Below are 12,472 nucleotides of genomic sequence, written 5' to 3'. Positions count from 1 at the left end.
CTAGCGCGAGCGCAGACCGGATAAGCGGCCATTATGGAACCGGTTTTTAAGTAATCGACAAATAGCCTAATAATGAAAAATCGGCCTTATGTCCTATGGCCAATTTTCTATTTCAAAACGCCAATATTCGACCCCCTCCGGTCAGCTGCGCAGAGGCCGCGAATACTTAGCCCGGCCGAGCGCCCTACCCTACCAAAATTGGTAGGTGAAACCGAGCCGATATTGGGGTGCCTCTAGAGCAATTTTGCTTTCGGAGCCGCCTTCGCATGGGTCGATTCAGGCCGCAGATGACGGCCGCTCACCTGAAAGGCCGAAGCGCAGCGGAGGACACGGCGTAGCCGTGTTGACCGGCCGGAAGATGCGGCTAGACCCATGAACTGCGAAGGCGCGCTAACCGGAAGCAGGAATTGCTTTTGGTGAGCCAGAGCGCTCTCCGCCATGTGCTGCGGCGCAGCACATGGCGCACTTGACCGATTCAGCGAATCCCCGCAGGCTCTAGGTGTATAGGTTTATACACCTGAGTTACCCTTTGTTAACCATATATTAATCTACACATCTACACCTAGAGCCATGAAGATTCTCGCTATCACATCGCAAAAGGGCGGCGTCGGCAAAACAACGATTGCCACAGCCTTGGCAGTCGCCGCCGAGCAGGCGGGCAAGAGTGTGGCTCTGTTCGACCTCGACCCTCAGGCGTCCGCTTGCTTCTGGTCAGACCGTCGGCGCAAAGAACTCGGAGAAGCTGGTGGGACGCCCACTGTGCGAGACATTCAGATTGCCCGGCTGCCCAGCTACCTCGAAGCCATGCGGGAAGCCGGTGCGGATTTGGTGATATTGGACTGTCCGCCGGTTCATCGAGACATTGCGCACGATGCGGCGAGCGCGGCCGACCTCATCTTGATACCCACAAAGCCCGAGGTATTCGACATTCGCGCCATGCAGCAGACAGTTGCCGCAGCCCAGCAGGTGGGCAAGCCGGCTGTGGTAGTGCTCACCTTTTGCCCGCCGAGCGGACCCGAGGCGGAGCAGGCGCGCGATATTGTCCGCAAGCAGGGCGCGGACCTCGCATCAGTTTCCCTGCATCAGCGTAAGGCGTATGGCCGCGCGCAAATGCAAGGGCTTGCCCCACAGGAGTTTGAACCGAACGGCAAAGCTGCCGACGAGTGTAGAGAACTCTACAACGCTATAACTCTACAGCTATACGGAGGCCAGCATGGCAAAAAAGGCCAATCTCGCAAGCGCGCTTGATGATGTAACTCCCGCCCCGGTCGCGCAGGTCGAACATCGCCCCGCGCGCGAGCGCAGCACACCGGTTATCCCCTCGCGAGAGGGTACAGTCTTGGTTGGGGCGCATCTACCTGCGCGCTATGGGAAAGCCTTGAAGCTGCTCGCTGCCGAAACTGGCGAGACGCAGCGCCAGCTTATCGAAGAAGCTTTAGACCTGCTTTTCGTGAAGAAAGGCGCAAAGGTCTAGGTGTATAAGTGTATACGTGTAAACTTTTATATTCTTGGTGAGTGAGGCCGACTCAGGCACCATCATCGGAGTGTGCCCGGTTACGGGCGCTGAATTTATGAAGGAGGCGCAAGCCTAGACATCAAAAAACCCGCCGAGGGGGCGGGCTTCTGATAATCCGGCCGAGGGCCTAGAATTCTGTCTAGCAACTGAATTCTCCCAAAAAACCGGGTCGTTTGCAAGAGGTTTCTTGCCACGGTTTCGTGCGTCCTGCGCACAGGCCGTGAGCAGCCAGCCCTTCGGCGGTTCAACCGAACCGAAGGAGAATGCATGTTTGAATCATTGGGGGAAATCGTGGGGCACCCCGCCCACATGGCCGGTCGGCAAACTTGCCAACCGGTACGCCGGAACTCATACCGCGCCGGCCGTGAAGGCGTTTTCTGGCGTCGTACAACGCGCCGTGATGTGCGCACCATTGTGCTTGCCGCACGTCGCTACGAGCTGGCAACGCGACAGCCAGGCGCGCGAAATGGCGCGCTTGGCTTCGTCGCGCTGGAAGTGCTCGACCTGCTCGCGAATATGGTCGATTTCCGAAGCGGACGGCTGGACCCGTCGCTTGATACGCTGATGGCCCGCCTTCGCCGGTCGCGTGACGCCATCGTGCGTGCGCTCAAGGCCCTCCGCACCCATGGGTTCCTTGATTGGCTTCGCCGGTACGAACCGACCGGAGGGGAGGGCGTACGCGGCCCGCAGGTCAGACAGGTCAGCAACGCCTATCGCCTATCGCTCCCGGCGCGCGCTGCGCGCCTTCTCGGTCGATGGTTCCAACAAGCTCCGTTGCCTGATGATGCCGCCCACGCACAGCTCATGCGCACCGCTGACATCGAGGCGCACAAAGCGAGTTTATCGCTCGCTGACTTGCCCCTTTTTGAGGTTGAAGACCCTAAGCTTGCCGACTCCCTTTCTAGGCTCGGAGCCGCTATCTCAGCTCGAAAAGAACGCGAGTCTGCAAAGCGGTCTGAATCCCTGTCTAAATATAATATCTTAGGAGACTAGAACGGAATCGGCCTGACGGCCGATGATTCATTGTTTCAATAGGCGCGCCTACAGCGCGCCAAGCTCTCAAAACCGCTGGACTACTGCCAAGCGGCAACATCGCTATGTCTTCGAGGAAGGCAGAAGGAGGGTTTGGACGTGGCCAGCGACCCATAGCGCCTAGAGTAGCCGTTCTTGGCGCTACAGAGCCCAGACAGGGCAATTGCCTGTCGTCGCCGTGGTGGTTTGTCCCTTTTCGTTCAGAGTGCCACACAGCCCGCCTAGATCGTCAACACGGCTACGCCGTGTCCTCCGCTACGCTTCGGCCTTTCAGGTGACGCCGGCAGGCCTGTGCGGCTTGCGAAAGCTATCGGGACGGGGAACATCGCCGCGCTGCGCGCGGGGTTCGATTTGGCCTGCGGCCCGCATCGAACAGAGAACAAGTAATAAATTAATATAACTTAATTTTTGTCGTGGTATCATTTGAAAAAAGGAGGATATTACGATGAGTAATAAGCAAAACACCTATGATGTATTGAAAGTTGAAGAGTACACAACCGATAACGGGGAGGTGAAACCTAGATTCCATCGGGTCGGCGTAGCGTTCGATAATCAGGATGGCGACGGCCAGACCATCATTATCCCGGAGGGCATAAGCGTTTCCGGCCGGATAGTGACCAAGGCCCGGAAAGAGCGCGAAGCGGATGCCGGCTAAACCCCGTCGTTTCCTTGGATATGCTGTTATCGAGCGCCGGGACGGTGCCCTGATATGGGGGACGTTCCGGCCGCTTGCGGCTGAGGCTTGGGCGACATTTGAGAAGTGGAATCCACCTATCGAGGGGCAGGAGCCGCGCGGCCAGCTTGTCGCCGTACAGATTGAAATTGACTTCAATGGCGCAAAGCAAATATAGATATGCCTATGTATATCAGAAATATATTTAACGAATTAGTGCTTGTTGAAATGGACGCTTGGACGGCCGGACATTTCTTCTCACCATATGATGACCCGAATTTAGATTATGCCTATGCTGAATATTATTTCAGCAGTGAAACACACTCACCTTATCCGTGATTTTCTGTCGCGGTTTTTTTCATTTTTTTGGCTTCGACCTCAACGGCAAATTCCCGCAGTTCTCTCAGCATATCGGCGCGCATATCTTCTAATATTTGGTCACCGGACTTTTCAGCCTTTTCATGCTTTTCAGTCCCGTCTGGATTGCTACAGCAAATGCCCCCCGGCACCACCTCTGCAAGGTCGGGCGAGGGGAGTAGGGGCAGGCTCTCCGCCATTTCATCCGTAAGCACACCACTCCCATAATTGATTTCGTCGGCGGGCTGGACCTCCGCAGCCGGCAGAACAGGCGGGGTCGGTTTGTATAAACGCGGCGCTCTATCAACTGTCACATTCCATCCGCGCGCCGGCCCGTAATCCCATGCGAGATAGGAATCGAGCTTGAGATTCCAGACCTGCCCGGCTGGCCCGAAAACCACCATCGACTTGGCAACCCTATCGCCGTCAGCGTCGGATTTTCCGGTCAGCTTGGTCAGGACATCGGCCGGGACGCGCGCCGAGCCAACAAGCCGCATTCTGTATTCGTATTCAGCCCGTTGCCGCGCTTCTGCTTCTGCGTGTGCTTTCTCTGCATTGGCTTCGGCGACAGCATGCCTTTCCTTCGCTGTCGCGTCAGGTTCGAATTCACGCCTGACGTGTGTCTTGCGATTCCACCATGGGCCGTATTTGTCTTTGTATTCTCCGAGGATGCGGCGCTGAGCGATTGTGCGCCGAGGGGTGGGGGCCAGTTGCAAGGGGGGCGCGATTTCTTCCGGGGTTAGGACACCGATTTTGTCGGAAACATAGCGCGGGGTGAGCGTATCGGAGAGGCCGAAGAAGATCTGCGCGTCCGCGTTTCCCATGAAGGTTTCTGCGACTTCGTTGCCGTACAGACTGCGCAGCTGCCCGAGGTCCTGCAGGAAGGGCATCAGGTGCAGGCCATAGCCACCCATAAGGCCGGCCGAGATGGCAATCTCATCAATGCGTCCGAGCGCATAGAACTCATCGAGCATGAACAGACAGCGGTTGCCACGCAGGTCGGCCATCATGACATTGAGGGCGCAACGAACGAACAGGCGCAGGAATCGGGAATGTTCTTTCAGGTAGCGTGCCGGCAGCACTAGGAAGACAGAGGCCTTTCCGGTCTTGAGGTCGGCAAGGTCGAAAGTCGAGTGTGAGAGCACCGAGTCCATCGAGGCGACCCAGCTGATATGCTGGGGAGCCTTCGCGACAAAGTCGCGGCTCATCTTATCGGTGGAGAGGCCGATGGCACCGGCATTTTCAGCCAGACCGCCACAGGCGGGGTTCTCGACCATTTCGCGAAAGAATTCTTCCCGCGTTTCGGGCGGCAGCAATAGCAGCTTGCGCACGGTGTTGAGCGACCGTTCAGCTGGTGGGAAGGTCGAGACGACATGCGCGATGACGCCGGCGAGCACGTCAACCGCGCCGTCATCCCATTGGCCATGCCGAGGGTCATGACGCAACACCAGACCGTCAGCGATGACGCGTATATCTTCTCGCGCGCTCGCGCTGTGTGGGTTGAGGTGTTCGAGCGGGTTGTAGCTTGCGCGAAGGTCTTCGGGGACATTGGCGACCCGGAAGGGGTCGAGAACGTAGCAGGGTGAGCCGTGCGTGGCTTCTCGTTCAGACCAGACGGCCTCAACGATTTCCCCTTTAGGGTCGATGCACAGCAGATTGTGCGGCCAGTGGTAGGCGTTCGGAATGCCGATAGCGACGCCCTTACCAGAGCGCGCGCCGGCCACAACGACAGCGTGGCGCTCAGTGCGAACCCCGATTTGCCGGCCACCAGTTTTCCCCACAAGGAGCATACCTTGCTCAAAGGTGTTGGCGGTTGGCGGCTCCTGGAATCGGTAGTGCATGGGGCAGACCTCCGAAGTTGCGGCCTTACAGTTTAATCCCCTCTTAACAAGTCTTGCACTATAGTTTACGTAAGTAGGAGGAACAAGCTATGTTTTTTGTACCAAAAAACGCTTGCCGGGGAGGACCCCGGAACCCCCTAAGGCGGCGGCGATGACCGAGCGGAACACTAAAGGCGGGCGACCGAAGAAGGCTCCCGGCGAGCAGCGTAGCGAGCGCCTTTCCGGTGTGTCGCTCACGCCGGCCGAGCGCCACCACGTGGAAGCGCAGGCCGAGAGAGCCGGTTTGCCGGTCTCTGAATTTTGCCGCCGTGCCATTCTTGGGCAGCGCATCCGTCCGCGCCGCAGCGCCTCCGACGACCGTTTACTTGTCGAGCTGAACCGGGTCGGGGTGAACTTGCACCAGATTGTGCGGGCGCTGAATTTCAAGAAGGGCATACCGCGCGACATCGACGAAGCCATTCAGGCGGTCACGCGCGTTGTCGAGAAGGTCGCGGCCGATGGTTCCTGACATCGCCGGCACCGGCCACAGCTTCAAAGGGGCGGGCGCGTACTACCTGCATGACAAGCGGCAGGATGGTGCAGCTTTGCATCCGGAGACGGCCGAGCGTGTCGCATGGACGGCAACGCGGAATCTTGCGACCGAAGACCCCGCGGCTGCGGTTCGCATCATGATAGCGACGGCGCAGCTGGCGGACGAGCTCAAGGCTCGTGCCGGCGTCAAGAACACCGGGCGAAAGAGCAATGCTCACGTCTATGCCTACAGTCTCGCATGGCATCCCGATGAGGCTGGCAATCTTGACCGGGCTGAAATGCTACGCGCGGCTGACGAGAGCCTTAAGGTACTCGGAGCTGAGAACCGGCAGGCCCTCATTGTGGCCCACACTGACCGAAAACATCCGCATGTGCATGTCATCGTCAACCGGGTGGACCCGGAGAATGGCAAGATGCTCACCACAAGCAACGACCGTCTAAAGCTGTCCGATTGGGCTAATGCCTATGAGCGCAAGCGCGGCCAGATTCTGACGCCGAAGCGCGAAGAACGCCGGCAGGTCCGTGAGCAGTTTGCCGAGAAAGCACAACGCCGACAGTATGCGGCCGAGAAGCGTGCAGAGGCGGCTTCCGGTGATGGAGCTGACGCCAACCCCCGCGCAGCACTCAAGGCGTTTGGGGATGCACAGCGGGCCGAGCATCGGCAACAATGGAAAGACCTATCAGCATCGAACAAGCAGGCTCGCGCAGCCATATACGAGCTTTACGGTCGGCAGATAACCGAGCAGGTTGCCGCGCACAAGGAGCGGACCCGGCCGCTTTGGGCGCAGCATTTCAGGCAGGCGCGCGCCAATGAACGTGCCTTCCGTGCTCGCGAACAGACCTTGCGCGGCATCCTGCGAAACGCGCTCGAGGCGACAGCCTCGCAGCGTATCAGCGAGCAGTCAGGCAAGCGCGGTGCGCTCGCCGCAACCTTTAATAACCTGCTTTCTGCCCGAGCCCGCGCCGCTGCGTTCGCGGAGCGGCAGGACATCAGCCGGCAGCAGGTAGCGCACCACGTCAAGGCGCTACTCGATGCTGAAATCCGGGTTATCAAGGAACAGCGTTCGGTGGCCTTGACGACGCAGCGCTGGCAGTTCGACAAAGAACGCCAGCAGCTCATTGCGCAGCAGGACGCGCAGCGCGAGAAGATACGCGCAGCGTGGCGTAGTCTGGGTGTCGAGCGCCAGAAGGAACAGACGGCGCGAGAGCAGGTCACTCGGCGCAAGGAAGCGCGCCGAGTAGTCCGCCGACCCGAGAATGCGCCGCGCGATCGCCGGCTTGACCGGCGCGAGAATCGCGCAGCGATGAAGGTGCAGGAGAAGCCCGCACCACAACGGCAGGAAGCCAAGCCGATGAAAGAGCCCTTCGACAAGGCGCGAGAGGTTGCGCCGAAGAAATCAGCGCCGGCCCCGGCAACACGCACGATGTTTGTACCGCAGGCGATGCCGGTCCCTTCGCCGTCCGGCGATGTACCAAAGCCCGTTCCGCGAAAGGCGCAGCAAGTGCCCGTGATGGAGAAGCCGGCGCCCACCCGCATGGGAGGCCCCGTGCCAGTTCGGCAGGATATAGCTAAGGCAGCACGAGCGCCGGCCGATGTGCCTAGAGCGAACCCGCCCAAGCAACCCGCCCCGGCGCGGCCGGCCGGCCCACCGCCTTCGCGCGCAGCGAAACAGGCGGAGACTTTGCAACGCTGGACCGAGACACGCGGGAGCGTCACAGGTAGCAGCTTATCCAAATGGGAGGCGCGCGCGACAGCAGAGAAAACGGAGCGCAAGGAACGCTCTGCCCCGTCTCGTAGCCGCGACCGCGACTATGACCGCGAGCGATAATTTGGACGAAAGCCAAAGAAGGCTTCTTCCGACGCGGCGATTCAGATACCTTACTGATTTGAGGTGCTTAAATGTATTCAACAGAACGTGCGGGTATTGCCGCTAAGACTAAAAGAGGCAAAAAGCAGCAGCAGCCATTAGCGTGGCGGGAGCAGCTGGAAGCCGGCCAAATCAAGCACTGGAAAAAAGTGCGCGAGATTGGTGACGAAATCAGATTCCACCTGTCGGACAGGACGACATACATTCACGATGACGCCGTGCATTTTCTGGCGGAGCTGCCGCCGAACTCGATTCATGCCATCGTGACGGACCCGCCCTATGGCCTGATTGAGTATGAGGAGAAGCATTTACAAAAGCGCAAAGCCGGGTCGGGCGGCGTGTGGCGTGTCCCGCCGTCCTTCGACGGCTCAACCCGCGCGCCCCTTCCTCGTTTTACCGTGCTGTCGGGCGACGAAATCAACCAGCTCCACACATTTTTTAGCGCCGTCGCTTACGGAGCTTTGCGCGCATTGGTTCCCGGCGGCCACGTGTTCATTGCGTCGAATCCGCTGCTATCGAGCATGTGCTTTCATGCTTTTCAGGAAGCCGGCTTCGAGAAGCGCGGTGAAATCATTCGGCAGGTGCAGACCCTTCGCGGGGGGTACAAGCCCAAGGGAGCTGAGGCAGAATTTCCCGACGTCTCTGTTATGCCGCGCTCGTGTTGGGAGCCATGGGGAATGTTTCGTAAGCCCCTTATAGGCACAGTGTCAGAAAACCTTAAGACGTGGGGCACAGGCGGCCTTCGCCGCGCCACCCCTGATGAGCCGTTGCGCGACCTTATTCCATGCTATCCCACGCGCGGGACTGAGCGAAAAATAGCGCCGCATCCGTCGCTAAAGCCGCAGCGTTTTATGCGACAGATAGTGAGGGCCGCTTTGCCGCTTGGTGTCGGCATAGTCTACGACCCCTTTGCTGGCAGCGGCTCGACTCTCGCAGCAGCGGCAGCCGTGGGCTATCACGCCATCGGCACCGACCGTAGCCTTGAATACGTAGAAATGGCGCGTCATGCCTTCGCGCCTCTTTCCGCTCTCAAGGTTTGACGATGACGGCGGACGAGCTGTTTGACCAGTTCACAGCCGGATTTCCGAAGCGCAAATTCAGCGCCGGACTTCTCGTGGCCTACATCGACTTCTTCACCGAATTGGACGTCCCATCGCTCGGGGTTACGTCCTTTGCAGATTTCCTGACCCATTTTCCTCGTCAGTCGCAGACGAGTGGTGGACAGCGTGCCAACACGCTCATCGTCATGCGGCCGACAGGCAAGACGCTTTCGCTTCGTCCTTTCTACAATGAGGCTGAAAAGTTCTACCGTGCCGAGCACAAGCGTTTTGATTACCCGAGTGCCGCGCCTCATGCCACGCAAGCTTGGGCGGATTACCCGGCATGGCTAGATACTCTGGTGGGTCTAGACGCTGCGCAGCTCGCCACGTTGCGCGACAAGGTAAATGCCTTTGTCCTGGCGACCTTGCCGAGCCAGCATTTTGACCCCGCATCTGTCGAGATAGAGCCGCCATTGTTTCGACTGCTGCTGGAAGGCTTCGACATGACCAGCCGCAAGGGAGAACCTAGCGGAGCGTCATTCCAAGGCATCGTGTTTGGCTTCCTTCGTGCCGACAATCCTCATCTACAAATTGAGATCGAGAAGGTACGGACCGGCTCGAAGCGATTGCAACGCGTGGGCGATGTCGACGGATGGGAAGGCCAGCGCCTTGCGATATCGGCGGAGGTAAAGCAATTTGAACTGCAAGGGACAGACTTGCCCGACCTTGAGGCTTTTGCCAACGCCACAGGCGTTCGCGGGTCGCTTGCTGTCATTGCGGCGCTAGGCTTTGCCGACACCGTGCGCCCCGCTCTCGAAGGTATGGGTCTGATTCCACTGGACGTGAACGATATGCTCCGCATCGTCGAGCTTTGGGACCCTATTAAGCAGCGCACCGCTGTTGCGTCGTTCGTCTACTATGCCACCCACATTGAGAAGAATTCGTCGTTGAAGAAACGAATTAACGATTTTCTCGACAAGGCGGATGCTGATTGGCGCTCGGCTATTGGGACGCCATGAAATGACCGGCCTTTATCTGATAACACGCATTATGGAATGATTATCGCGCGGCGGAACGTAGTTCTTCTTTTGCAAAGACCTGTAGAGCGACCAACATCATTGCGCCGATGCTGATCCATACGTCCGCCAGATTGAAAACGAACGGGTGCCAGTCTCCAAAATGGAGATCGAGATAATCCGTCACCGCGCCGTTTACTCCACGGTCGAGGAAATTCGCGAGCGCGCCCGCGATGATGACCGAGAGCGCCAGACGCTCGCCGCCATGCGGCATCCTGTAGGCCCATATGCTGAGGCTGAGCGTCAGAAGGCCGGTAAAGGCCAGCAGGGCAAGCCTTCCGCCGTCATGATCGAATGAAAGCAGGCTGAATGAAACCCCTTCGTTGAAGGTCAGGCGCAGCGATATGAAGGGCAGGAAATCGAGCGCAGAACCATAGGGTTCGAGACTGGCGCGCGCCCATGCCTTGGCGACTAGATCGAGCGCGGCACCAGCCAGAACGACGACGACGCACAGGCCACCCTTCAAGAGCGCCCCGCCTGCGCGAGGTCTTGCCTCGCATCGCGGATGATCGACCACGCCGATTGCAGGAACAGGCCTGCGACCGCGAACGCGACGATCAAATCCGGCCACGGGCTGTTGAGCCACCAGACGACAACCGCCGCCGCGAGAACGGCCAGATTGCCGATGGCGTCATTGCGCGAGAACAGCCACACGGCGCGCACGTTGGCATCGCCCTTGCGGTGAGGGATCAGCACCACGGCCGCGAGGATGTTGACGATGCAGGCGACAAGGGCAAAGCCGCCCATTAGCAGCGTTTGCGGCTCGTGCTCGACAAAGGAGCGATAGACCGTCGAGCCGATGACACCGAAGCCGAGCAGGGCCAGGAACACGCCTTGCAAAAGTGCAGCCTTGGCGCGGGCAGCAAGGCCCCAGCCCACGGCGATCAGGCCGAGGAAGGAAATCGCCCCGTCCCCGATGAAATCGAGCGCATCCGCTTGCAGGGCCTGCGATCCGGCAAGGAAGCTGCCGACAATCTCGATGACGCCATAGCCCGCATTGAGAAGGACGACGATCCAGAGCGCGCGTTTATAGGCGGGCGTCACATGCGACAGGTCGGGAATTTTGTCGTCGTCGTCCGCATCCTCGTTCGTCGCGCCGATCCGGTCGAGCTGATAGCCCAAGCCCGTCACCGCCTGTTCGACCACAGGCAGGCGCTTTGCCGGATCATCGACATCGAGCGTCATGATCTGCGAGGCAATGGACACCTTCACATCCGCCACGCCCTCGACCTTGCGGGCCGCGCCTTCGACCTTCGCCGCGCAGGACGAACAATCCATGCCGGTTACATAGTAGCGGATGCCGGTGGCGGCGCTCATGCTGCAAAACCTCGTAGTTCCATGGCTTTCATGCTAGAACCTGTAGTAACTACAGGAGCAAGGCAAAAATTGCAGATCGGCGACTTATCCCGCGCCACGGGCGTGAACATCGAGACAATCCGCTATTACGAGCGGGCCGGTGTTCTGCCGCCCCCTGCGCGCCAATCCAATGGGCGGCGAAGCTACGGCGCGGCGGATGCGCGCCGCCTCGGCTTCATCCGCCATGCCCGTGAACTCGGCTTCGACCTGTCGAGCGTCCGCGTCCTGCTGGCCTTGCAGGAGCAGCCAGAGGCATCATGCGAGGATGCGAGCCGCATCGCGCAGAGCCAGCTTGAGGCGGTCGAGAGCCGCCTTGCGCGCTTGCTGTCGCTGCGCGACGAGCTATCGCGAATGATCTCGGAATGCGGGCGCGGCAGGGTGTCGGAATGCCGCGTGATCGAGGCGCTTGCTGCGGGCCAGACACAGCCGCACGGATAGGCGGTGCAAAACTCAAGAATTATGCACCGCTTTCCTGACGCTTAAACTCCAATGGCTTGCGCGGTGCAAAAGTCAGGTGCAAAATATTTGCATGATTGGCTATGCCCGCGTCAGCACTTCCGGCCAGACCCTTGCCGCCCAGATCGAGCAGCTTAAGGCGGCGGGCTGTACGACCATCTTTCAGGAAACGGCATCCGGCGCACGGGCAGACCGGCCGCAGCTTAAGAAGGCTATAGCTGCCTTGCCCCCTGATGGTGTGTTGATGGTGACGCGGCTTGACCGCCTCGCCCGCTCGACGCGCGACCTTCTCAACATCGTGGCGCAGATCGAGGCCCAGCACGCGCGGTTCAGGTCGTTGGCCGAAGCATGGGCCGACACGACCACACCGGCTGGAAGGCTTATGCTCACGGTTCTAGGGGGGCTGGCCGAGTTCGAACGATCCTTGATTGCCGAACGTACCGGCGAGGGCCGCGCCCGTGCCGTAAAGGCCGGAAAGCGCCTCGGCCGTCGCCCATTGTTGACGGGCACACAGCAGGCCGAGGCGTTACGCATGGCGGGCGAGGACAAGAGCCACGCCGAAATCGGTCAGCTTTTGCGGGTTTCGCGCTCGACCGTGACGCGGTTTCTAGCGCGAGCGCAGACCGGATAAGCGGCCATTATGGAACCGGTTTTTAAGTAATCGACAAATAGCCTAATAATGAAAAATCGGCCTTATGTCCTATGGCCAATTTTCTATTTCAAAAC

General features: G+C 59.4%; 13 protein-coding genes. 10 read left to right on the top strand and 3 right to left on the bottom strand.

Going from position 1 to position 12,472, the window contains the following annotated elements; genetic code table 11:
- Positions 1–570 precede the first annotated feature (570 nt).
- The 4 genes from KY465_RS18470 (at position 571) to KY465_RS18455 (ending at position 3,203) form a co-directional block, all read left to right on the top strand.
- Entirely contained in the window at positions 571–1,248 is a 678-nt protein-coding gene (locus tag KY465_RS18470; protein WP_219203597.1) for a ParA family protein, read from the top strand.
- A complete protein-coding gene (locus KY465_RS18465) occupies positions 1,214–1,474 on the top strand; it encodes a ribbon-helix-helix domain-containing protein (RefSeq protein ID WP_219203596.1) in 261 nt (86 codons plus the stop codon). Before KY465_RS18470 ends, KY465_RS18465 begins: the two co-directional genes overlap by 35 nt.
- Before the next feature lie 309 nt (positions 1,475–1,783).
- Entirely contained in the window at positions 1,784–2,509 is a 726-nt protein-coding gene (locus tag KY465_RS18460) for a helix-turn-helix domain-containing protein (RefSeq protein WP_255561826.1), read from the top strand.
- Between the two features lie 484 nt (positions 2,510–2,993).
- Positions 2,994–3,203: a hypothetical protein gene (locus KY465_RS18455; RefSeq protein ID WP_219203595.1), complete on the top strand. Its 210-nt coding sequence runs from the start codon at positions 2,994–2,996 to the stop codon at positions 3,201–3,203.
- A gap of 347 nt (positions 3,204–3,550) precedes the next feature.
- Here KY465_RS18455 and KY465_RS18450 read toward each other — a convergent pair whose 3' ends face one another.
- The gene (locus tag KY465_RS18450) at positions 3,551–5,419 is read right to left on the bottom strand and encodes a type IV secretory system conjugative DNA transfer family protein (protein WP_219203594.1); all 1,869 of its coding nucleotides are present in this window, start codon (positions 5,417–5,419) and stop codon (positions 3,551–3,553) included.
- A 151-nt stretch (positions 5,420–5,570) separates the two neighbouring features.
- On the opposite strand from KY465_RS18450, the gene KY465_RS18445 reads away from it, so the two are divergent.
- From KY465_RS18445 to KY465_RS18430, 4 genes are all read left to right on the top strand, one after another.
- A complete protein-coding gene (locus tag KY465_RS18445; RefSeq protein WP_219203593.1) occupies positions 5,571–5,927 on the top strand; it encodes a plasmid mobilization protein in 357 nt (118 codons plus the stop codon).
- Positions 5,917–7,779, top strand: coding sequence for a relaxase/mobilization nuclease domain-containing protein (locus KY465_RS18440; RefSeq protein WP_219203592.1), 1,863 nt, complete (start codon positions 5,917–5,919; stop codon positions 7,777–7,779). Before KY465_RS18445 ends, KY465_RS18440 begins: the two co-directional genes overlap by 11 nt.
- A gap of 71 nt (positions 7,780–7,850) precedes the next feature.
- Positions 7,851–8,858 carry a DNA-methyltransferase gene (locus KY465_RS18435; RefSeq protein WP_219203591.1) on the top strand — a complete coding sequence of 336 codons (1,008 nt, stop codon included), beginning with the start codon at positions 7,851–7,853 and terminating at the stop codon, positions 8,856–8,858.
- Positions 8,859–8,860: 2 nt separating this feature from the next.
- The gene (locus KY465_RS18430; protein ID WP_219203590.1) at positions 8,861–9,877 is read left to right on the top strand and encodes a hypothetical protein; all 1,017 of its coding nucleotides are present in this window, start codon (positions 8,861–8,863) and stop codon (positions 9,875–9,877) included.
- Between the two features lie 40 nt (positions 9,878–9,917).
- Here KY465_RS18430 and lspA read toward each other — a convergent pair whose 3' ends face one another.
- A complete protein-coding gene (gene lspA / locus KY465_RS18425) occupies positions 9,918–10,400 on the bottom strand; it encodes a signal peptidase II (RefSeq protein ID WP_219203589.1) in 483 nt (160 codons plus the stop codon).
- Entirely contained in the window at positions 10,397–11,251 is an 855-nt protein-coding gene (locus KY465_RS18420; protein WP_255561825.1) for a cation efflux transmembrane domain-containing protein, read from the bottom strand. Before KY465_RS18420 ends, lspA begins: the two co-directional genes overlap by 4 nt.
- A 69-nt stretch (positions 11,252–11,320) precedes the next feature.
- Between KY465_RS18420 and KY465_RS18415 the strand changes: the two genes are divergently transcribed.
- Positions 11,321–11,728: a MerR family transcriptional regulator gene (locus tag KY465_RS18415; protein ID WP_346432671.1), complete on the top strand. Its 408-nt coding sequence runs from the start codon at positions 11,321–11,323 to the stop codon at positions 11,726–11,728.
- A 91-nt stretch (positions 11,729–11,819) separates the two neighbouring features.
- Positions 11,820–12,377, top strand: coding sequence for a recombinase family protein (locus KY465_RS18410; RefSeq protein WP_219203587.1), 558 nt, complete (start codon positions 11,820–11,822; stop codon positions 12,375–12,377).
- Positions 12,378–12,472 lie beyond the last annotated feature (95 nt).

It is taken from the genome of Neohoeflea coraliihabitans, from assembly GCF_019334345.1.
In the GTDB taxonomy this organism is placed as follows: Bacteria; Pseudomonadota; Alphaproteobacteria; order Rhizobiales; family Rhizobiaceae; genus Pseudohoeflea; species Pseudohoeflea coraliihabitans.
Note: the sequence above shows the minus strand (reverse complement) of the source record. Positions and strands in the feature narration are given on the sequence as shown.